General features: G+C 55.3%; 19 protein-coding genes. 11 read left to right on the forward strand and 8 right to left on the reverse strand.

What is annotated here, in order from left to right; translation table 11 throughout:
- Positions 1-135: 135 nt before the first annotated feature.
- A complete protein-coding gene (putA, locus tag QSV34_RS14015; RefSeq protein ID WP_289155720.1) occupies positions 136-4,017 on the reverse strand; it encodes a bifunctional proline dehydrogenase/L-glutamate gamma-semialdehyde dehydrogenase PutA in 3,882 nt (1,293 codons plus the stop codon).
- A 176-nt stretch (positions 4,018-4,193) separates the two neighbouring features.
- Complete coding sequence (gene pepQ / locus QSV34_RS14020) at positions 4,194-5,552, reverse strand: Xaa-Pro dipeptidase (protein WP_289155722.1); 1,359 nt, start codon at positions 5,550-5,552, stop codon at positions 4,194-4,196.
- A gap of 152 nt (positions 5,553-5,704) precedes the next feature.
- On the opposite strand from pepQ, the gene QSV34_RS14025 reads away from it, so the two are divergent.
- The 3 genes from QSV34_RS14025 to QSV34_RS14035 all read left to right on the forward strand — a co-directional run bounded on the left by QSV34_RS14025 (position 5,705) and on the right by QSV34_RS14035 (position 7,655).
- On the forward strand, positions 5,705-6,187 hold the full coding sequence (locus QSV34_RS14025; protein ID WP_289155723.1) for an Lrp/AsnC ligand binding domain-containing protein: 483 nt from the start codon (positions 5,705-5,707) through the stop codon (positions 6,185-6,187).
- Positions 6,188-6,252: 65 nt separating this feature from the next.
- Complete coding sequence (locus QSV34_RS14030; RefSeq protein WP_289155724.1) at positions 6,253-6,735, forward strand: flavin reductase family protein; 483 nt, start codon at positions 6,253-6,255, stop codon at positions 6,733-6,735.
- A gap of 473 nt (positions 6,736-7,208) precedes the next feature.
- Complete coding sequence (locus QSV34_RS14035) at positions 7,209-7,655, forward strand: VOC family protein (RefSeq protein WP_289155725.1); 447 nt, start codon at positions 7,209-7,211, stop codon at positions 7,653-7,655.
- 120 nt (positions 7,656-7,775) lie between these two features.
- Here QSV34_RS14035 and rhuM read toward each other — a convergent pair whose 3' ends face one another.
- Positions 7,776-8,684 carry a RhuM family protein gene (gene rhuM / locus QSV34_RS14040; protein ID WP_289155726.1) on the reverse strand — a complete coding sequence of 303 codons (909 nt, stop codon included), beginning with the start codon at positions 8,682-8,684 and terminating at the stop codon, positions 7,776-7,778.
- Between the two features lie 334 nt (positions 8,685-9,018).
- Here rhuM and QSV34_RS14045 point away from each other — a divergent pair, with 334 nt between their 5' ends.
- On the forward strand, positions 9,019-9,627 hold the full coding sequence (locus tag QSV34_RS14045) for a transglycosylase SLT domain-containing protein (protein WP_289155727.1): 609 nt from the start codon (positions 9,019-9,021) through the stop codon (positions 9,625-9,627).
- Positions 9,628-9,714: 87 nt separating this feature from the next.
- Here the strand turns inward: QSV34_RS14045 and QSV34_RS14050 are convergent, their stop codons facing one another.
- Entirely contained in the window at positions 9,715-10,050 is a 336-nt protein-coding gene (locus tag QSV34_RS14050; RefSeq protein ID WP_289155728.1) for a DUF1820 family protein, read from the reverse strand.
- Between the two features lie 114 nt (positions 10,051-10,164).
- Here QSV34_RS14050 and QSV34_RS14055 point away from each other — a divergent pair, with 114 nt between their 5' ends.
- Positions 10,165-10,443: an Rdx family protein gene (locus QSV34_RS14055; RefSeq protein WP_289155729.1), complete on the forward strand. Its 279-nt coding sequence runs from the start codon at positions 10,165-10,167 to the stop codon at positions 10,441-10,443.
- A gap of 50 nt (positions 10,444-10,493) precedes the next feature.
- Here the strand turns inward: QSV34_RS14055 and creD are convergent, their stop codons facing one another.
- Positions 10,494-11,885, reverse strand: coding sequence for a cell envelope integrity protein CreD (gene creD, locus QSV34_RS14060; RefSeq protein ID WP_289155731.1), 1,392 nt, complete (start codon positions 11,883-11,885; stop codon positions 10,494-10,496).
- Between the two features lie 155 nt (positions 11,886-12,040).
- Here creD and miaB point away from each other — a divergent pair, with 155 nt between their 5' ends.
- Positions 12,041-13,405: a tRNA (N6-isopentenyl adenosine(37)-C2)-methylthiotransferase MiaB gene (gene miaB / locus QSV34_RS14065; protein WP_289155733.1), complete on the forward strand. Its 1,365-nt coding sequence runs from the start codon at positions 12,041-12,043 to the stop codon at positions 13,403-13,405.
- 92 nt (positions 13,406-13,497) lie between these two features.
- Here the strand turns inward: miaB and QSV34_RS14070 are convergent, their stop codons facing one another.
- Complete coding sequence (locus QSV34_RS14070) at positions 13,498-15,252, reverse strand: trans-sulfuration enzyme family protein (protein ID WP_289155735.1); 1,755 nt, start codon at positions 15,250-15,252, stop codon at positions 13,498-13,500.
- A 113-nt stretch (positions 15,253-15,365) separates the two neighbouring features.
- On the opposite strand from QSV34_RS14070, the gene QSV34_RS14075 reads away from it, so the two are divergent.
- From QSV34_RS14075 to lnt, 5 genes are all read left to right on the forward strand, one after another.
- Complete coding sequence (locus QSV34_RS14075; RefSeq protein WP_289155737.1) at positions 15,366-15,833, forward strand: Lrp/AsnC family transcriptional regulator; 468 nt, start codon at positions 15,366-15,368, stop codon at positions 15,831-15,833.
- 184 nt (positions 15,834-16,017) lie between these two features.
- Positions 16,018-17,046, forward strand: a complete 1,029-nt coding sequence (locus QSV34_RS14080; protein ID WP_289155739.1) for a PhoH family protein — start codon at positions 16,018-16,020, stop codon at positions 17,044-17,046.
- Positions 17,043-17,549: an rRNA maturation RNase YbeY gene (gene ybeY / locus QSV34_RS14085; protein ID WP_289155741.1), complete on the forward strand. Its 507-nt coding sequence runs from the start codon at positions 17,043-17,045 to the stop codon at positions 17,547-17,549. Before QSV34_RS14080 ends, ybeY begins: the two co-directional genes overlap by 4 nt.
- Positions 17,546-18,382: a CorC family transporter gene (locus QSV34_RS14090; RefSeq protein ID WP_289155743.1), complete on the forward strand. Its 837-nt coding sequence runs from the start codon at positions 17,546-17,548 to the stop codon at positions 18,380-18,382. The genes ybeY and QSV34_RS14090 overlap by 4 nt, the downstream gene beginning before the upstream one ends.
- 125 nt (positions 18,383-18,507) lie before the next feature.
- Positions 18,508-20,016: an apolipoprotein N-acyltransferase gene (gene lnt / locus QSV34_RS14095; protein WP_289155745.1), complete on the forward strand. Its 1,509-nt coding sequence runs from the start codon at positions 18,508-18,510 to the stop codon at positions 20,014-20,016.
- Here the strand turns inward: lnt and QSV34_RS14100 are convergent.
- The gene (locus QSV34_RS14100) at positions 20,013-20,369 is read right to left on the reverse strand and encodes a GFA family protein (protein WP_289155747.1); all 357 of its coding nucleotides are present in this window, start codon (positions 20,367-20,369) and stop codon (positions 20,013-20,015) included. The two genes, lnt and QSV34_RS14100, sit on opposite strands and share 4 nt — an antisense overlap.
- Before the next feature lie 11 nt (positions 20,370-20,380).
- Entirely contained in the window at positions 20,381-20,794 is a 414-nt protein-coding gene (locus tag QSV34_RS14105; protein ID WP_289155749.1) for a gamma-glutamylcyclotransferase family protein, read from the reverse strand.
- Between the last annotated feature and the right edge of the window lie 189 nt (positions 20,795-20,983).

Here is a 20,983-nt window from a genome sequence, read left to right on the forward strand (position 1 = left end):
TTGTCGAATACTGTCAATATTCGACAAGCTGTACATTATAGGTAGCCCGGGTAGAGCGCAGCGGAACCCGGGACAGTCTTCGATAGTCCTTGCCGGGTTCCGCTGCGCTCTACCCGGGCTACATGGAAAAGTTACTTAGGCAGCTCCCCCTTCATCAATCCCTTCATCCAGGTTCAGCAGCAACGCATTACCCCCAGTCGCCACAATATTCACGGTGGTGGTTTTTTCCACTGCGAAGCGCACCAGGTAGTTGGGGCCGCCGGCCTCTACCACCATGGGGGCGATGGCGCCGCCGCGTTCTGCCATGTCCAGTTGCATTTGCAGGGCATTTTCTACCGGGCCGGTCCAGGCAATTCCGGCGGTGCGGAAGTCAGCGGTGACCAGTTTGGTCACTAGGCTGCCCGGAACAAAATGCAACAGTTCATTGGGCACGCCAGCATCCAGCATTGCTTTCACCATTTCTGCGGCAACCAGTGCGTTTTCCGCAGCCGGCTTGGCAATTACGGCGTTGCCGGCAGCCAGTGCGGCGGCTACTTGCTGAACAAAACTGGAAACCGCTGTGCCGTCGGCAACCGCGCAGAAAAATACACCGCGACCGTGCAGGGTCAGTTCGTTGGTTTCACCCGTTGGCCCCGGCAGCATAATCGGCGCCTGGCATTTTGCTCTGGCCTGTTGGGCGTAGTAGCGGCAGGCGCTGGCGGCGGCTTTCTGATCCGGCAGGCGCTGTGCAATCAGGTCAGCGGCTTTGTCCAGTATCAGGCCGCGCACGTCGCCACGGGCCAAATCCCAGCCCAGGTATTTATTGCTGGCCATTTCCATGGCTGCAGCCACTTGCTCGGCACCCACTTGGGCTACCTGTTCGCCACCGATAATGGCATTGGCTTTAGCCGCTGTATCGCCAACCTGAACGGCTTTTTCTTCCCCGGCGGGCTCAATGACTTCAATCTTCTCACTGGAGAAACGGGTCATGTAATTGGGCCCACCCGCTTTTGGACCGGTACCGGACAAGCCCTGACCGCCAAACGGGTTAACGCCAACTACGGCACCCACGGTGTTGCGGTTGATGTAGTTGTTACCCACGCGAGTCATTTTCACCACGTCACTGGCAAAACTTTCGATGCGGCTGTGTACGCCCAGAGTCAAGCCAAAACCGGTGCCATTGATTTCGTCGATCACTTTGCTGAAGTCCGCCTTGTCAAAGCGAATCACGTGCAGGATCGGGCCAAAGATTTCGCCGGGCAGTTGGTTGACGGTTTTCAACTCAAACAGGTGCGGCGCCATAAAGGTACCGTTTTCGAAACCTTCTGGAATATCGCAGGCGTAGTGCAGGCGAGCTTCCTTCTTCATGTTTTCCACGTGCTGCAACAATCCCTGGCGGGCACTGTCGTCGATCACCGGGCCAACGTCGGTGGCCAGTTGCCACGGGTTGCCAATGGTCAGTTCCTTCATGGCGCCCTTGAGCATTTCAATCACGCCGTCAGCAATGTCGTCCTGCACGTACATCACCCGCAGTGCGGAACAGCGCTGGCCAGCGGACAGGAACGCCGAGCGAATGGCATCGTCCACCACCTGTTCCGGCAGGGAGGAAGAGTCCACAATCATGGAGTTCTGGCCGCCGGTTTCGGCGATAAATACGGGCACTTCTCCTCCACGACCAACCAGAGTCTTCTGGATATCCAACGCCACTTCGGTAGAGCCGGTAAAGGCCACACCTTTAACGCGGGAGTCGGTATTCAGAATCGGGCCAAGTACCGAACCGCGACCGGGCACAAAGTTGAGTACGTCACCAGGCACACCGGCTTCGTGGAGGATTTTGATGCCTTCGGAAGCAATGATGGGTGTGGGGTCGGCGGGCTTGGCGATCACAGAGTTACCAGACGCCAATGCCGCAGCCACCTGACCCACAAAGATCGCCAGCGGGAAGTTCCAGGGGCTGATGCAGAAGAATACGCCGCAACCGTGCAGACTGTGCTCGGCGATTTCACCCAGAGGGCCGGTAACCTTTTCCGGCGTAGAGAAACGATTGCGGGCTTGCAGAGCGTAGTAGCGCAAGAAGTCCACCGCTTCGCGTACTTCGGATACACCGTCATTCAGAGTACGGCCCGCCTCGTAGGCAATCACGCCAATCAGCTGCGCCATGCGCGCTTCCATCATATCGGCGGCCTTCTCGAGGATTTCGGCCCGGGCCTCACCGCCGAGAGCATCCCAGGCTGGCTGCGCGTTGTGGGCCAATTCCAGAGCGTTGCTCACTTCTTCGGCAGACGCCTTGCGGCAGGTGCCCACCACCACGCGGTTGTCGGTGGGGCGCACTACTTTTTGACCCTCGCTGGTATTTTCTTTACCACCGATAATGGGGCCCGTTGCCCAACTTTCACTGGACATGCATTCCACCACTTGCAGTAATTCGTTGGCAGCATCGGCGTTGGCCAGGTCGATACCGTGGGTATCGGAGCGCATTTCACCGGCGTGGCGGAAGATATCCACCGGCAGGGGAATGGCGCTGTGACGGCGATCAGAACTGCTTTCCACGTCCGCCTGTACATCGGTGATCACTTGCTCTACCGGACATTGCTTGTCCATAAAACGGTTGACGAAGGAGCTGTTGGCACCGTTTTCCAGCAGGCGGCGTACCAGGTAAGGCAACAGGTCTTTGTGGGCGCCTACCGGGGCGTATACCCGTACTGGCGCCGGGTGACCATCTATACCTTTGGCAAGTTGCATATGCAGCAGGTCGCCCATGCCGTGCAGGCGTTGGAATTCAAAATTCTTATCTTCCGCCAACTCCAGAATTAACGCGGCAGTGTGGGCGTTGTGAGTGGCAAACTGCGGGTAGATTACGTCCTGCGCGTCCAGCAGTTTGGCCGCACACACCTGATAGCTGAGGTCGGTGTTGGCCTTGCGGGTGTACACCGGGAAGTCTTTGTAGCCTTCTTCCTGGGCCAGTTTGATTTCCGTGTCCCAGTAGGCGCCTTTCACCAGGCGCACCATCAATTTGCGACCGGCATCTCGGGCCAATTCTGCCAACCATTCAGCAACGAAGGGAGCGCGCTTACCGTAGGCCTGCAATACAAAGCCGAGACCATCCCAACCCAGCAGCTCCGGGTCACGGGCCAGGGACTCAAAGATATCCAAGGAAATATCCAGGCGATCCGCTTCTTCCGCATCCACACTGAAGCCGAGGCCGTACTTTTTGGCCTCCAGTGCCAGCTCGCGAATGCGCGGCACCATTTCATTCATGACCCGCGCTTCCTGCACGTACTGGTAACGGGGGTGCAGAGCAGAAAACTTAACCGAGATGCCATTGGCTCCAATAACACTACTTTTATTTTCACGCTTGCCGATTTCGCGAATCGCTTCCATATAGGCGTGAAAATAACGCTCCGCGTCTTTCATGGTGCGGGCACCCTCCCCCAACATATCGAAGGAGAAACGGGTGCCGGGGGTATTCTCTTTGCGGCCACGGGTAATGGCCTCTTCGATGTCACGACCCAGCACGTACTGCTGGCCCATGATTTTCATGGCTTGGCGCACGGCAGTACGCACCACCGGTTCGGAGACGCGATTCACCAGCTTCTTCAGCCAGTTGTCGGTGTTTTCGGTGATCTCTGATTCCAGGCTTACCACGCGGCCGGTAAGCATTAATCCCCAGGTGGAGGCATTGACGAACAGGGAGTCGGATTTGCCGGAGTGCTCACCCCAGTCGCCAGAGAGAATTTTTTCCGCAATCAGGTCGTCGGCGGTTTCCGCGTCCGGTACCCGCAACAGGGATTCCGCCAGGCACATCAGGGCCACGCCTTCCTTACTGGAAAGGCTGAACTCTTGCATAAACACATCGAGAGTGCCGGCTTTATCGGAGTCGCCACGACAGCCCTGCACCAGCTCGCGGCCAACCTTTACCACATGGTCGCGTTGGCTATCACCGAGCTGGGATTGTGCCAACAGGCGCTCAACACAAGCTGCCTCGTCGGCGTGGGTGTGTTCACGGATCAAGCCGCGCAATTCGGACAAGTTGGACATGCCGGTGCCTCATTCTGTTTCGGTGATGGGAGGAACCGCATTATCCAGCAATAGACAAATAATTATTCTACAAAATAACGTTTTATTGTTTTTTATGATTAGGAAAAAGCAGAAATAACATTAAAAAATTATGAAAATCAGAAAAAGATAATAATTCACAGATAATTATTTGTCAGTCAGGCCGCCGCAAACGCGTCGCGAGTCATATTCTCGACGCCGTTTTCTGTCACCAGTACATTGTCTTCAATGCGGATGCCACCATAAGGCGCCAGTTCATCCACCAGCTCCCAGTTAACGTGTTCGTTGTAGATACCAGCTCGCACCGGCTCCAGCAATGAGGGAATAAAGTAGATGCCCGGCTCAATGGTAAACACCTGCCCCGCCTCGATGGTGCGGGTAAGGCGAAGGTGGTGATGATGCATAGGTGGCGGATTATCACCACCATCCGGCGCCAGCTGATGGCCGCCCTTGTCGTGCACCTGCACACCCAGCAAATGCCCAAGGCCGTGGGGCAGGAACGGCAGTGTCAGCCCCAGCTCCATGGCGACACTCAGGTCACATTGGATAATACCGAACTCAATCAGAATCTCGCCGATGCGACGATGCATATCCAGATGCAGTTCCACATAACTCATACCCGGCGCGATGGTGGCGATCAGCTGTTGCTGCGCTTCATCCAGGGCCGCCACCAGTTTGGCGAAGGTGGATTTCTTTTTGGCCGCGTAAGTGCGGGTGATATCCGACGCATAGCCATTCACATTGACACCAGCGTCCAGCAGCAATGAACGCATTTCCTCAGGCGCCTCGCGTTGCAGTCGGGTGTGGTGCAATACACCGGCGTGTTCATTGACGGCGACAATGGCGTCGTAGGGCAATTCCTGGCCGGTGCACTGCACCGCCTGCAGATAATCCTGGCGAATGGCCATTTCCGACTTGCCCGCTTTAAAGGCTTTTTCCGCCGCGTTGTGGCCACGTACGGCAATCTGATTGGCGCGGCGCATACAGGCCTGTTCGTAGGGGCTTTTTGTCGCCCGCAACCAGTCAATCTGGTTCATCAATGCCTGGGGGTTGCGCTGGGTGTCGCTAAAGCCCGACATGGCGCTCATTTTCGGCCCCAGATAAGCCAGCCAGCGAGTGTCACGGGGCAGCTGGGCAAACAGGCCGGGAGTATCGCAATAGGAGCACACCTCAATAGCGCCTTCATAACCTTGCGGCAGGGTTTCCGGCTCGCTGTGCCAGTAGTCGTTGCATTCCTTAACAAACAATTTGGGGCGGGCTTCGTCCTCTGAAATCAACAGATAGCAATTGGGGCGCTCGGTGAGCGGCAACCACTCCTTGAAGTAGGGGTTCACTTTAAACGGGTAGTGCTGATCGTCGCGAAACTGCACCAGCTCGGCACCGGAAGAAATCAACAGATGTTCCCAGCCGGTGCGCTCCATAATGGTGAGAAACGTGGAAAACTTGCTGGCGATGTGCGGCGAATAAAGCTCTGACAGGGACGGTTGCTGGCTGGGCGGCATAACGATCTGGCTCACAAAACAAAGTCCGAAGATACCTGCAAACCGGCGCGCAAGTCCAGAGGGGGCGGGCTTTCAACAGGTCGTCCAGCGATGCGAGGCTTATTTACCATAATGAAATACAATAAGGCGAAAACAACGATACTCATAACAACTCTCATATAAAAAGTATGGCCAAAAAGAACAAACCTCTGGACAGGGTCGATTTGCAGATACTCGCGATCCTGCAAAAGAACGGCAAAATTTCTAACGTGGAACTGGCGGAGCAAGTGCACCTGACACCGCCCCCATGCCTGGAGCGGGTAAAACGCCTGGAACGGGAAGGCTATATCAAAAACTATGCCTGCCTGCTGGACCCTTACAAATTGCAGGCTGGGCTACTGGCTTTCATCCAGGTGTCCCTGCAAAGCACCACTACAGAAAATTTGAGCAACTTTAACCGCGCCATTCGCGAGATTGACGAGGTTCAGGAGTGCCATATGATGTCTGGCGGGTTTGACTACCTGCTGAAAATTCGCACAGCGGATATGCAGTCCTACCGTCGATTCTTGGGGGAACAACTGGCCAACATCCCCAATGTACGCGAGACCCATACCTTTGTGTCCATGCAGGAGGTGAAGTCGCAAACCTCCATTCCGCTGCCCAAGGCCTGAATGACGGTGGCCATCGCAGCATCTATAAGGCACAATCACATGAACCCAAGAGAAGAATAATAATCATGCCTATCAGCGAACAGCAGCGAGAACTGAGAAACGCTTTTGGGTGTTTTGCCACCGGGGTTACGGTGATCACCACCGACGGAACGGACGGCTCACCAGTGGGTATGACCGCCAACAGTTTTGCCTCTGTGTCTCTGGATCCACCCCTGGTGCTGTGGAGCATCGCCAAAGAGTCCAACTGCTTCGACAGCTTTATCAACACCGGTCACTTTGCCATTCACGTTCTCACCAACGATCAGCAGTCGGTATCAAACGCCTTTGCGTCCAAGGAAAACGACAAATTTGCCTCAACCAGCTGGCACCGCGACAGCAACAACACCCCTCTGCTGGAGCAGTACGCCGCACGCCTGGTGTGCTCCATGGCAAGCCAGCACGACGGCGGCGATCACATTATTCTGGTGGGTAAAGTAGAAGCCTTTGATTACAACAGCTCAGCGCCGCTGTTGTTTCACGGCGGCTGCTATAAGGAAATATCTGAATAATCGTACGCTGTGTAGCTGAAACAGAACGTCAGGAACGGGATTCTCTGTGTCGATCTTCTGGAGGCAATCGCTCGCCCAGCATCATACAAACCCCAACACTGGCTACCACTCCCAACAATGTCCACAGATGGGCATTTTTTACACAGAACGCCAGCACCACACTGGCTAGAAGACCTATCCCTATGGCCAGGACACACTTTGGACATACTTTCACGTCAAAACTCCGGCTCTAAATTATCGTTGTATTGTTATCGTTACGTCGATTTATACGCTTTGGACCGGAGCACGTCCTGTAAACCAATCACGGCAAAATTGCCGACCCGTTGGCATTTATTGACCTACGGGTACCGAGCGGTCACATTCATGGTGCGAGCTGTCACCAGTTTTGTCAAAACTTGCCGACGGAATGAACTTCTGTAACACGTCAACTATACTTTGCAACCCCTCAACCGACTGTTCGCAAGGAGCCCGCCATGTCTTTTATGCCCGACAACTGCCCACAACTAATGCCCTACTTGGTAGTTAGAGACCCCGCATCTGCCATGGATTACTACGAAAAAACCTTTGGTTTTCAAAGAGATGATGAACCATTGGTGCAAAATGGCGAAATCATTCACTGTGAGATGGTGTTCGGAACAGTGCGCATCATGCTCGGCCTGGAAGGCAGCTGGGATGGCACTGCGCGTACCCCGAAAAGCACTGACTCAGACCAGGGAATCGGGCTGTTTATTTACTGCGAGGACGTGAACAGTCACCACCAGCAGGCCGTCGCCAGCGGCGCAGAAATCACCATGGCACCGGAAGACATGTTCTGGGGCGACCGCATGTACAGCGTCAAAGACCCAGACGGTTATCGGTGGAGTTTTGCCACCAAAGTGGGTGAATTTGACCCCAGCAAATTGCCGGAGGATATGCAGTAATACATCAATCTGTCATTCTGAGGAGCCGAAGGCGACGTGAGAATCTCAGAGTTTGATAGCTGTGAGATCCTCACGTCGGCTACGCCTCCTCAGGATGACGGCATCGCATTGCGAGCGCCGTCAATTATCCCTGTTTATCAAACCCGCCAGCAGCGACACCAACAGGTCGCAATCTTCCTCGGGGCTTCGCGACACCAACAACACCATGGATACCAGTGTGTTGTCCTGCAAGCGACAGCTGCCATCATCGCGATGCAGCAGGCCGTTGCGCTCCAAAAACCATACAAACAATAGTGCCGCCAGCTGCAGGTTGCCTTCCACAAACGGCTGCCTGTGGATCACCAGCCACAGCAAGTGCACCGCTTTTTGCTCAATGCTGGAATAACCCTGGCTACCGCCACTGAATGCCAGAACCAGCAACGCCTCCAGCTGGCCGCTTTTCTCAGTACCACCTTTCTCGATACCAAAGTCGCCCGGCTCACCCCCACTAAACAGCGTGGCACGCAGCTCGCCAATCATGGTGATTACTTCAAAGTATTCCAGCGGCCGGGCGGCCAGCATACTGGTATTGCGCAGGTTTACGCGGCGCGCTTCGAACTCATAGAGCTTCAGCAAGCTGCGGCGAAAATTGGTCAGCAGAGGCACGAGACCATCATTGCTGCCGGCCAGGTCGCCGGCGATATCCTGGTGATTGCCGGAGAGATCATCCAAAGCCTGCTGCAACTGCTGCGACCCCCATTGACGAAATTGATCACCGATGGGCGAATGCACTCGCCAAGCCACGGCCAGGCACACATCTCTGCTGTAACAGTTGAGTTCACGACTTACCCGGCGCTTGCCCTCCTGCTGCTCAATCTGCTGCTTGGTGCAGTGCTCGTCCTCATCAAACTCGCCGGTTTTAAACAGATAACGAATCAAATCCGCCACAATGGAGGTTTTCACCCCCAGCCACTGGGCAATCTGGCGCTGGCTCAGCCATTGGCTGCCTGAACTGACTTTACTTAAATCCAAAGTTTTTTGAGTTTCCATACTGTAAAGGTATAGCACTGAATGAGTGTTCGGTCTCACAGGAAACGTAAAAAGTTAGGGTCTGTTGAGGTTTCATCTCCGCCTCTGTTGGCGGCTGAAAAGGCGTCCATCTAGGCGCGAGGAGAGTGGTTTGGTCATTCCAAATGAGCGACGAGCAACAACGAGGGACGCCTTTTCAGACCCAACCCGGAGGGCTGTGGCTATTTTTACGCTCCACTGCGTTGTAAATCGCTTATGTAGAATGACTACACGGCACTCTTTACGCCTTGTTGAGCGCAAAAATCGCTCTCAGCAGAGGTGGATATGAAACCTCAACAGACCCTATTATGACGCCATGAAAGCACAAGCCCTGACACTGTTAATTGCCGCCAGCCTGCTATCAGGCTGCTCCACTTATCGCCCGGACAACCTCAACAATGTCTGCGAGATTTTCCGCGGTGAGACCGACTGGTACGAAGCGGCGGTGGATGCCAACAAGCGCTGGGGCACGCCCATTCATGTGATGATGGCTATCATGCACCAGGAATCGAAGTTTGTGCACGACGCCCAACCCAAGCGCAAGTGGTTCCTGTTTATCCCCTTACCCCGCAAATCCTCTGCCTACGGCTATGCTCAGGCACAAAACCCGGCCTGGAAGGATTATCGCAAAGCCACCGGGCGCTCCGGCGCCGACCGGGATGACTTTGACGATGCCATCGACTTTATCGGCTGGTACACCCACACCACCCAGCGCACCCTGAAAGTCTCAAAGTGGGATACCTACAACCAGTACCTGGCCTACCACGAGGGCCGCGGCGGCTATTCCCGCAAGAGCTATCAGGGGAAGCAGTGGCTATTGGGAGTGGCCAACAAAGTGAAGCGCCGGGCGGAAACTTATGGCTCGCAACTGAAAAGCTGCAAGAAAGAGCTAGACGACGCCATAGACGGCTGGTGGATTTTTTGATTACTTGCGTCATCCTGAGCGCAGCGAAGGATCTCGCACTCTGATCAACATAGAGATCCTTCGCTGCGCTCAGGATGACAGGAGCACTTACTCAGCCGCTGGCTTGCCACCCGCACTGGGAAACGGGAACTGACTGACATTGGAACCGGGCTTGGCTTCGGTAATCTTGCCGGTGCCGCCCTTCTCCACTTCGTCGATACGCACCACATTGTGCATGGGGATAAAGGTGCGTTTGACGGTGGCAAACTCGGTTTTCAGCTTTTCTTCCGCCGGATCCACAATCATCTGGCTGCGCTCGTTAAAGACAAACTCCTCCACCTCAAGGAATCCCCACAGGTCACTCTGATACACGTGGCGGCAGTAAATTTCGTACACTTCATTCTGGTTGAAGAAGGTAACGCGATACACTGGTGTCTTGGACATGGCTTCCGGTACAAACTGGTTGGCAGAAAATGGGCGCGAAGGATACACCCCGCCGACGCTGGTGTCACGCTGCCAACAGCAACAAATGTGAACCATTCAGCAAAGGGTTGAACTATGAGTAACCACATTGAAATCGAGTACTGCACCGGCTGCCGCTGGCTGATGCGTGCCTCCTGGATGGCTCAGGAACTGTTAACCACCTTCGAAGGAGAACTCGACCAATTGACCCTGAAACCCGGCTCCACAGGTGGCATCTTTGAAATTCGCCTCGATGGAAAATCGCTCTGGTCGCGCAAACAGGAAGGTCGTTTCCCGGAAATCACCGAGCTGAAGCAACTGGTGCGGGACCGCATTGCCCCGGAGCACGACTTGGGGCACTCGGACAAGAAATAAAAAAAGCGCCGCGAAACGGCGCAAAAGGGGGGTGAACAAATCGGGGAGGGCTATTGCGCCCTGCTCAATTGAGACTCCAATCGATACCAATCCAACTTCCGGGTCAACGCCATAGCCCCTGCCAGCAGGCCAAACAACGCCAGCGAACCACCCAGCAACGCGTAATCTTCCGATTGCAACAACAAGTAGAGCATGCCGTACACTCCCGCCAGGGCAGCCGCAAATACCGCCCCTCGGCTCACAGAGCCCAGCACACTGGCCAGGTAGTAACCCACCAGCCCCACGCAACAGAGCATGGCCAGCAGATAGGCGCTGCCAAAACCCAGGTGCTCGGACAGACTTAACAACAGCAGGAAGAACAACGCCTGAGCCAACCCCACCAAACCGTATTGCACCGGGTGAATACGCAGGCGCATCAACAGTTCATAGAGCAGGAAGCTGGCAAACGTCAGGCCCACAAACAGAAAACCGTATTTGAGAGCGCGATCGGTGTTGGAATACACGGATACCGGGTTGATCAACGACACCCCCATATTCTGAATATTGCTGAGGTAGAGGTTTTCTTCCTTAAGCCCACGGTTCAACTCGCTTTGCGCCGAGCTGGCCATGGCAGTCACCTGCCATTCGGCGTTGAACTGGTTGTTTTCAACCGCTCTTGCCAGTGGCAGAAATTGCCCGTCAAAACTTGGGTGCGGCCAATCCCCGGCCAGAGCGAGCTGGTTGTTGTCCGCCAGCGGCACCAATGCAAAACGGCTGGTGCCCTGCAACATCAAATTGATATCAAACTGCCAGGAGGCCTCTTTGCCCGGTAACAACAAGGGCAAATCCGTATGCACACCGGCATCCCAGCCAGCCAACCCGGAGCCTGGTTTGAACACCAGCTTTTGCGGTTTTGCCTGATTACCTCCAGCACTCAGAGTCAGTTGCGGTTGATTCAAAAACCCTTTGCGGTCATTGACCAGCAACGACACCTGAACGCGGTCGACAGTGATATTACTGCCATCTCTGGCGGGCAACTGATCCAACCCGGGCATCTGCCAGTGGCCGCTGAGCGTGCTGTTGAGGTGGTATACCTGCGCGGCAAAGATGCCCCGGTAGCGTGGCTCAACTGCCATCTCGCCGGACATCTGCAACTGCTGCGGATAACCCCGCCACACCCGCCTGGCCACCCGTTTGGTTTCGTAGGTCTCGGCCCACAGCTTGTCGCCATCACTTTTTTGGCGTTCCTTCTGCTCCGTCCAGCGTTCCGTGTAGCGAATGGTCAATAGCGGCCCCGCCAACCACTGCGGCGATGCAGTACTGTTGGCAATTTCGGCTTCCACCTGATGTTGACGCGCCATGCGCTCGCCAACCAGATTGCCCACCATACTCAGCGGTATCAGCAACAGCAGTGCCAACAGCAACAACACCCCACCCTTTAACAACAACGGCAAACGTTTCATCTCGACCCCCAAAATCAGTGTTGGGGCACTTTATAGAAACAGGTTGCAGAAACGGCGCAGCAATTGTGGAGAGCAGGGAACAAATTATGGAACTGTGTTTTAGCGGCGGTTATGGCTATAATTCGCGCCCCCTGAATCTGTACACAAATTAATCAATGTCCGAACAGACCACTACCGACAAGCCCGTTAAAAAACTGCATATCGTCACCCACGGCTGCCAGATGAACGAGTACGATTCCGCTCGTATGCGTGACTTGCTGGGCGAAAGCCACGAGATGGTCACCACCGACGATCCGGCGGAAGCGGACGTGTTGCTGCTGAACACCTGCTCCATTCGCGAAAAAGCTCAGGAAAAAGTGTTCCACCAACTGGGACGCTGGCGGCCATTTAAAGAGGCCAACCCGGATGTGGTGATCGGCGTGGGTGGCTGTGTGGCCAGCCAGGAAGGCGACGCCATCGCCAAGCGCGCTCCCTTTGTGGATTTGGTATTCGGCCCGCAAACCCTGCACCGCCTGCCGGAGATGATGACCGAGAGCGAGCAGTCCGACGGCACGGTAGTGGTGGATATCAGCTTTCCGGAGATTGAGAAGTTCGACAACCTGCCGCAACCGGAAGCGGACGGCGCTACTGCGTTTGTATCCATCATGGAGGGCTGCTCCAAGTACTGCACCTTCTGCGTGGTGCCCTACACCCGTGGCGAAGAGGTCAGCCGCCCGCTGGCGGATGTGCTGGCGGAAGTGGCACACCTGGCAGAGCAAGGGGTTCGCGAGATCAACTTGCTGGGCCAGAACGTCAACGCCTATCGCGGCGAAACCCCAGAAGGGGATGTATGCGATATGGCGGAACTGGTGGGTTACGTGGCTGAAGTGGACGGCATCGACCGTATTCGCTACACCACCAGTCACCCGGTGGAGTTTAGCGACAGCCTTATTGCTGCCTACGCGGAAGTGCCAGAGCTGGTCAGCCACCTGCACCTGCCGGTGCAAAGCGGCTCTGACCGTATTCTGATGGCCATGAAGCGCGGCCATACAGCACTGGAATACAAATCCAAAATCCGCAAACTGCGGCAGATTCGCCCGGACATCAGTATTTCCTCCGACTTTATTATCGGTTTCCCCGGCGAGAGCGAAAAAGACTTTGCCGACACCATGAAGCTGATTGACGACATCGGTTTCGACACCAGTTTCAGCTTTATCTACAGCGCCCGCCCCGGTACTCCCGCCAGTGACTTGCCGGACAGCACCACGGATGAAGTGAAAAAGCAGCGCCTGAAAATACTGCAAGACCGCATTACCCAAAACGCCATGCGCATCAGCCGCCACATGGTGGGCAACACCGAGCGAGTGCTGGTGACAGGTATTTCCAAGAAAGACCCAGGTCAACTGCAAAGCCGCACGGAAAACAACCGGGTGGTGAATTTCCGCTGCGACGACCACAGTTTGATTGGTACTTTTGCGGATGTGCTGATTGAAGAAGCATTGCCGCATTCACTGCGCGGAACATTGGTTGCTTCAGAATAATGTCATCCTGAGGAGGCGCAACCGACGTGAGGATCTCACAAGTTTGAAAGTACGAGATCCTCGCGGTCGCTTCGCTCCCTCAGGATGACAGGTTACAACAACGACTCCACATACAACTGATGCCGCTTCATATAGGTATCGGTAATCAACCGATTCACATCGCCCTCCCCCATCAACTGCGCACTAAACCCAGGCACCACGGGATCGATGGTCAGTTTGGCTGCCTCGGCAAAGTGAACAATCAAATCCTTGGGGTTTTCACAGCCCAGTGAAATACGCACCGTTGTCGGGTAGATGCTCCCCTTTTTCTGGTCTTCCTCGCTCAGTTCCGAGTGGGTAGTCAATCCCGGACAGCTGACAATGGTGTTGGTCTGCCCCAGGCTGATCTGGTGAGAATAGGCCGGTTCCAGGGCATCGAAGAAGCGCTGGAAACAGTCTTTGGGAATGCTGCCCATATCAAAGGTAAACAGTGGCGCTGGCAAGCCGTGCTTCAGGTGCTGCTCCTTCAACGCATAATTTTCGTTGCCGGGAACGGCGTGGCAATTTACCCGAATGCCTGGGTGCGCGGCAAAGTAGTTGGCCAGTATCTCGGTATTGATGGCCTTATTAATTACCCGCAGGTTCAGAGTACGCATGCCTTGCAGCACTTCAAACGCGGAGTCCGCCGACAGGAACGCTCCCTTGATGTAGTACACGTTCCAGAACATGGTGTTTTCCCAACCGGGCATGCCCTTGGGAATAAACATGTCCTCGTTGCGGGCAATGACGCCGCCGGCAATCACAGAGCCGGTACCGGTCAGGTCCTTGGTGTAGCTGTGGATCATAAAGTCCGGGCGGCAATCCGTATCCGGATGACGCAGGGGCTGCTGCAACACCGGCGTTCCAACAGTGGCATCCAGAATCACCCGCAGCCCTTCGGCGTGAGCCGCTTTACACAAGGCCGGAACATCCAGCACATAGCCATGGGGGTTACAGGGAGATTCGATGTACAGGTACGCCTGCTTGCCGTTTTGCAAGCGACCGGCATACTTGGCCTTGGCTTCGCGCCAGCAGGCCATAAATTCTTCCACACCAAAACCGTCGTACTGCTCCACGCCGATATTGAGGTTGGAGGGTTTGGCAAACCAGTCGTGAATCAGTTGGTGAGCGCCGCCGTAAATATTGCGGCTGGCAATCAGTACATCTTCGTGGCCGAGTACGTGAGACAGAGTGCCGTCGATGGCCGCCATTCCGCTGTTGTAGTTCCAGGCCATATATTCACCGGCGTGGGGGCCACATTCCAGGTCGACAATGTGGTTGGCCAGGGCGATGGAAGTGGGGTTAAGCAGCCGCGAGTAGATTTGCAGCATAAACTCCTTGCCTTCGAAGGCATCAGCAATCCAGTCGGCGCAAGCAAAAGTGTAGGTGGCGGTGCGGGCAATCACCGGGGTGGCGGAGAATAGCGCGGTGACGTTGTCCAGAATCGGGTAAGCACAGCGGGCCGCCTGAGTGGCGCCGGACTCTCCCAAGCCCTGGTAGCTTTTGCGAAAGCTGTTCTGGAAGTTGTCGAGAATCTTGGCGATCTGGAACGACAGGAACTTTTTGGCGTTAAACAGAGCAATGCGGTCGCTGCGGTCCAGCTCCTGCATGCTGCTCTGAGCCAGCTGCCAGATATCGTCAACACCGCCCTGGCACTGATACAGACTGTGGGCAATTTTACCCAAAGCCCGGCCCAATTCGCTGTCTGCATCAATATTGAAGTGGGCCAGCTGCTCATCCACCAACTGATCGAGATGCAGTGCTTCGCTGCTGTTGCGTACCGGTGAAAGTGCCTTGGCCGGGGCCAGGTTGATGGCAAGATCGTTCATAACATCTCCTGAAAGTTAATACTTCTTTTATATTTTTTTAAATAGAAGTAAATTCTAATTAGATTCAGATAAATATTTTTATTACCGAATAAAATTTCTTTTTGAGTGCAAATATGGCGATCGACCGAACAGATTTCGAAATTCTGCGCAACCTGCGAAAGAATGCGCGGATATCCAACAAAGAATTGGCCCAGGCCGTGGGCCTGGCCCCCTCATCCTGTCTGGCCAGAGTGCGGCACCTGCGCGCCAGCGGCGTTATTCAGGGCTACCACGCCGAGCTGGACACCCAGATCGCCGGAGGCGAAATACAGGCACTGGTGGCGGTAAAACTGCACAGACATTCTCGCGACGATGTCGACTCGTTTCGCCAACACCTGCTGCAACTGCCTGAAGTGGTTAATATTTTGCACACCAGCGGAGCCAGCGACTTCCAGGTACAAATATGGGTAAGAAACACCGACCACCTGCGTGACTTTGTGCTATCCGGCTTTACCGAGCGAGCAGAAGTGGCCCATATTGAGACCTCACTGATTTACCAGCAGTGGCATAGTTGGGAGTTGCCGGATCCAGATAATTTTTGAACATCGTCATTGCGAGGAGCCGCAGGCGACGCGGCAATCTTATCCAATATGGCAGAGGGCTGATGGAGATTGCCGCGTCGCTGCGCTCCTCGCAATGACGAGCGGTTAACAATCCAGTTCCCCTACCCCCACAAAGGCGATATGCTAAGCACATATCCGCAGCCCAAAGGCCCCATTACACCGCTTGAACACTCAAACTGCCGCCCATACCGTCACTCTGGAACCCAATGACGCCAGACACCTGGCTTCCCTTTGTGGGCAATTCGACGCACACCTCCGCCAAATCGAGCAACGGCTGAACATTGAGATTCACGGCCGCGGCAATGTATTTGCCCTGTACGGCACGCCAGACAGCACCGCGGCGGCCAGTGATTTGCTGCGCACCCTGTATGAGGAAGCCGCCAGCGGCCACGAGCTGACCCCGGAAACCATTCACCTGTCGTTGCAGCATGCCCTGCAAAACGTCAGACCCTCGAAGGCAAAACCCATGAGCACAACCACCCCGTCGCAGGACGGCGACAACAACGTCGAGCCCTTTACCCTGATCCGCACCAAAAAGGCCAACATCAAGCCCCGTGGTGGCAACCAGCAACACTACGTACGCGCCATTCACAACCACGACATCAACTTCGGCATCGGCCCGGCGGGTACCGGCAAAACCTACCTGGCGGTGGCCTGTGCGGTGGAAGCACTGCTGCGGGACGAAGTAGAGCGCATTTTGTTAGTACGCCCGGCTGTGGAAGCGGGGGAAAAGCTCGGCTTCCTGCCCGGTGACTTGTCGCAAAAGGTAGACCCTTACCTGCGCCCCTTGTACGACGCCCTCTACGAAATGCTCGGCTTCGACACAGTGGAAAAACTCATCGACCGCAACGTCATCGAAATCGCCCCGCTGGCCTATATGCGCGGCCGAACCCTCAACGGTTCATTCATTATTCTCGATGAGAGCCAGAACACGACTCGCGAGCAGATGAAGATGTTCCTCACTCGCATTGGCTTTGGCTCCACTGCGGTAATCACCGGCGATACCAGCCAGATCGACCTGCCCCGCGGCACCAAGTCCGGCCTGGTGCATGTGTGCGATGTACTGAAGGATGTAGACGCCATCAGCTTCACCCACTTCCAGGCCAAAGATGTGGTGCGCCACCCGCTGGTAGCGCGCATTGTCGAAGCCTATGACGCTCACGAGAGCTTAGATAAGAAAGACGACAAGTGAACCTGCTGATCGACATTGAAAACGCCTCTGGCAGCGATGACGTGCCCGACGACGAGCACATACACCGGTGGGTAAAAGCCGCGCTGCAGGCGTTGCCCACCGAGCAACAACGCAGCAGCGCAGAATTGTCAGTGCGCATTGTCAGCGAGCAGGAAAGCCAAAACCTGAACCACCGCTATCGCCAGAAAAACAGCCCCACCAACGTGCTGTCGTTCCCCTCGGAATTGCCCCCGGAATTGAACATCCCCCTGCTGGGTGACCTGGCCATTTGCGCCCAGGTGGTGGCGCGGGAAGCACAACAGCAGCAAAAAACCGCAGATGCACACTGGGCCCACATGCTGGTTCACGGCACCTTGCATCTGCTCGATTACGACCACATTGACGACGGTGATGCCGACGAAATGGAAGCCCTGGAGACCCAAATCATTACCGATCTGGGGTTTCCCGAGCCGTACAATGACACCTTTTACCAATCCCCAAAAAGAGCACCACAAAACTCATGAGCGACGACATTGACAGTAGTCACCAGGACAACAAATCCTGGCTCGACAAACTGACCAACGCCTTCTCATCCGATCCGGAAACCCGCGAAGAACTGCTGGAAGTACTGCACGAAGCCCACAACAACAAAATCATCGACAGCGAGGCTCTGGAAATCATCGAGGGCGCTCTGGAAGTATCGGAGCAGCAGGTGCGGGACATTATGATTCCCCGCTCCCAGATGGTGGCCATCGAGTACGACCAAACCCCTGAGGAATTCCTGCCGGTGGTGATCGAAAGCGGACACTCCCGCTTTCCGGTGGTGGGGGAATCCCACGACGATATTCGCGGCGTGCTGCTGGCCAAAGAGCTGCTGCCGCTGCTGCTGAAAGACAGCGACGAATTCGATATGGCCGACCTGGTGCGACCAGCCACCATCATCCCGGAAAGCAAGCGCCTCAATGTGCTACTGAAAGAATTCCGCGAGCAGCGCTACCACATGGCCATGGTGGTGGACGAGTACGGCACCGTGTCCGGCCTGGTGACCATTGAAGACGTACTGGAAGAAATCGTCGGTGAAATCGAAGACGAAACCGACGAGGAGGAAGTGGCGCAAATTCGCCCCCAGGAGAATGGCTCATTCCTGGTGGAAGCCCTCACCCCCATCGAGGAATTCAACGAGCACTTCGACGCCAGCCTGGACGAAGAAGAATACGACACCATCGGCGGCATTGTGATGCAAGCCTTTGGCCGCCTGCCCAGTGAAGGGGAACAGGTGCAAGTGGACGGTTTCTCGTTCTCCGTGGTCAAAGGGGATGGCCGCCGTATACACCTGCTGGAACTGGCCGCCAGCTAACCTAATAAATACAATTATCCAACGTCATTGCGAAGGAGCGTAGCGACTGCGGCAATCTCGTCCAGAATTGTGCCAAATTGATGGAGATTGCCACGTCGCCTTTCTTAAAAGAAAGTCTCCTCGCAATGACCGCAGTAAAAAATGCCATGGCAAAACAAACCACTCTCCACCGCATCGCCCTGCCCCTTGCCGGCGCCCTGCTCCCCCTATCCCTGGCGCCCTTCTTCTTGTGGCCATTGGGAATTTTCAGTGCAGGTGTACTGGCGTACCTGTTGCCAGGCAGAACGATCAAGGCCAGCTACTGGCACAGCGTGCTCTACTGCCTGGGGGTATTCGCCGTGGGCGCCAGCTGGGTGTTTAACAGCATCAACGTGTACAGCTCCACCCCATTGGCGGCGGCACTGTTACTCACAGCGCTGTTCGTGATTGTACTGGCGCTGTTTTTCTCCCTGCCGTTTGCCCTGCTGGGTTTGGTTAAGCGCAGCGCCGCTGCACAACTGCTGGCATTCCCGGCGCTCTGGGTGGTGGCAGAGTGGTTTATCGGCTGGATACTCACCGGCTTCCCCTGGGTTTATCTGGGCTACGGCCATGTCCACAGTTGGCTGGCAGGCTGGGCGCCACTGGGGGGCGTATGGAGCATCAGCTGGATAGTGGCCTTTTGCGGCGCCACCGCTGCCAGCTTATTGCAGCAGCGCAGCCGCTCCAGCATCGTCGCTGTCAGCGTCTGCCTGCTGCTGTGGCTGGCGGGGCTGGGGCTGAAACAAGCCACCTGGACAACCCCACAAAAGCCGTTGAGCATCGGCGTTTTGCAACCCAATATCCCGCAAAACGACCGTTGGCAGATCAGCTACCGGGACCGCATTATCAGCAACAACCTGAGTTTGGGTGAGCAACTGTGGGACAACCAACTGGTGATCTGGCCGGAAGCGGCCATCCCGGAATTGCAGCACCGGGTGATGCCATTGATACGTCAACTGGATCAACTGGCCCGGCAAACCGACACCGCCTTTATCACCGGTATTCCGGTGTACAACTTTGCCGACGACGAGTTCTACAACAGCGTTATCGCCCTGGGCAAAGCCAGCGGCGAGTACCGCAAACAACACCTGGTGCCTTTTGGTGAATACGTACCGCTGGCCACACTGCTGCGCAAGCTGGGCGGCTTTTTCGATCTGCCCATGTCCGGATTTACACCGGGCACTGATGACCAACCACTAATCACCGCCGGCGACCACAAAATCGCCACCGCCATTTGTTACGAAATTGCCTACCAGAATCTGGTGCGCAAACTCAGCCCCGACGCCAGCCTGATACTCACCGTCAGCAACGACACCTGGTTTGGCGACACCCTGGCGCCCCACCAACACCTGAGCATGGCACAAATGCGCGCGCTGGAAAATGGCAAACCGGTAATACGCGCCACCAACGATGGCATTACCGCGTTGATCAATCACAAAGGGGAAATTTTTGAAAAACTGCCGCAGTTTCAGGAAGGCATACTGCAAAGCAGCGTAACGCCGCACACCGGAACTACGCCATACAACCGGTTTGGTCACTGGCCGATGCTACTGTTTGTGGGGTTGTGTTTGGGGGTTTGTTTTTGGGTGAGTAGAAAAAGGCACTCTCAGGGTTAATCCAAAAACTTCCAACTGTCGGCACCATCAAATTTTCGGATACGGAACTGCTCAATCACTTCCGGCTCACACATGCGAAAATTCACCGCCATATATTCACCGTCCGCCTGTAAACTCTCCCAGTGAGTGGTGCAACCACAGCTTTTGCAGGTATGAACAGCAAGAGTTTTATCCCCTTGCACATAAGCCGTTGTACCTTCAGCGGGTGAATTGATGTTGACACTATCAATAGACACATGCCCCCAAAGGGCCCCGATGCGCCGACAGATTGAACAATTGCAATCCACCAGTTTTTCCGGCGCTTCACTGATTTCGAAACTCACTGCACCGCAATGGCACTCGCCTTGGTACATGCCAATACTCCCTAACAAACCGAAGCAATATATTCCGCTGGAAAACCGAGTTTTTCAAGCACCGTGCGAAGGCGCTTTGCATACTCCGAATTCACCTCGTCATCGCCCGGTGCTTCTTCAAGGTTGTAGCAAAGCGCCGGTATCTCTTCACCATCCAACGAACAAGCCAGCACCGCTTCCGGCCGATAGTGCTCCAGGCCTGGCGCACTATAGAGCTTATCCAAATCATCGTGGGTCAGAGCAAACACCATACCGTAAGAGCGCGCACCGGCAGCCGGAACCAATGTGGCGCGCTGGCCGATACGCAGTTCAAAATCATCCACATAGGCAGGGCACGGATTTTCCGGCACGATCTGACTCTCGCGTAAAAGATCGGCATCCATAAACAGGCCGTAGAAAAAACCATTGATGCGTCGTTCAGGCATAATTGTCATCGTCTGTAAAACTGATATTTAACCAACCAAAAACGGCCACCGCAAAGGTGGCCCAGACTGCTGACAAAGTCCTCGCCCTCGTGCGGGGACTTTTTATAATGGGGCATGTTAAAAGACCGCCCCCAAACCCAGTCCACTATGGAGTTCGTCAGCATTGACGAGCTAGTTCCTGCCGACCAC

This window comes from Porticoccus sp. W117, assembly GCF_030341905.1.
Classification (GTDB): Bacteria; Pseudomonadota; Gammaproteobacteria; order Pseudomonadales; family Porticoccaceae; genus SCSIO-12696.

Bases quoted from the DNA above. Each gene is read 5' to 3' on its own strand.
- putA (WP_289155720.1), bottom strand. From the start codon at position 4,017: ATGTCCAACTTGTCCGAATTGCGCGGCTTGATCCGTGAACACACCCAC.
- QSV34_RS14025 (WP_289155723.1), top strand. From the start codon at position 5,705: ATGGCCAAAAAGAACAAACCTCTGGACAGGGTCGATTTGCAGATACTC.
- QSV34_RS14030 (WP_289155724.1), top strand. From the start codon at position 6,253: ATGCCTATCAGCGAACAGCAGCGAGAACTGAGAAACGCTTTTGGGTGT.
- QSV34_RS14035 (WP_289155725.1), top strand. From the start codon at position 7,209: ATGTCTTTTATGCCCGACAACTGCCCACAACTAATGCCCTACTTGGTA.
- rhuM (WP_289155726.1), bottom strand. From the start codon at position 8,684: ATGGAAACTCAAAAAACTTTGGATTTAAGTAAAGTCAGTTCAGGCAGC.
- QSV34_RS14045 (WP_289155727.1), top strand. From the start codon at position 9,019: ATGAAAGCACAAGCCCTGACACTGTTAATTGCCGCCAGCCTGCTATCA.
- QSV34_RS14050 (WP_289155728.1), bottom strand. From the start codon at position 10,050: ATGTCCAAGACACCAGTGTATCGCGTTACCTTCTTCAACCAGAATGAA.
- QSV34_RS14055 (WP_289155729.1), top strand. From the start codon at position 10,165: ATGAGTAACCACATTGAAATCGAGTACTGCACCGGCTGCCGCTGGCTG.
- creD (WP_289155731.1), bottom strand. From the start codon at position 11,885: ATGAAACGTTTGCCGTTGTTGTTAAAGGGTGGGGTGTTGTTGCTGTTG.
- miaB (WP_289155733.1), top strand. From the start codon at position 12,041: ATGTCCGAACAGACCACTACCGACAAGCCCGTTAAAAAACTGCATATC.
- QSV34_RS14070 (WP_289155735.1), bottom strand. From the start codon at position 15,252: ATGAACGATCTTGCCATCAACCTGGCCCCGGCCAAGGCACTTTCACCG.
- QSV34_RS14075 (WP_289155737.1), top strand. From the start codon at position 15,366: ATGGCGATCGACCGAACAGATTTCGAAATTCTGCGCAACCTGCGAAAG.
- QSV34_RS14090 (WP_289155743.1), top strand. From the start codon at position 17,546: ATGAGCGACGACATTGACAGTAGTCACCAGGACAACAAATCCTGGCTC.
- lnt (WP_289155745.1), top strand. From the start codon at position 18,508: ATGACCGCAGTAAAAAATGCCATGGCAAAACAAACCACTCTCCACCGC.
- QSV34_RS14100 (WP_289155747.1), bottom strand. From the start codon at position 20,369: ATGTACCAAGGCGAGTGCCATTGCGGTGCAGTGAGTTTCGAAATCAGT.
- QSV34_RS14105 (WP_289155749.1), bottom strand. From the start codon at position 20,794: ATGCCTGAACGACGCATCAATGGTTTTTTCTACGGCCTGTTTATGGAT.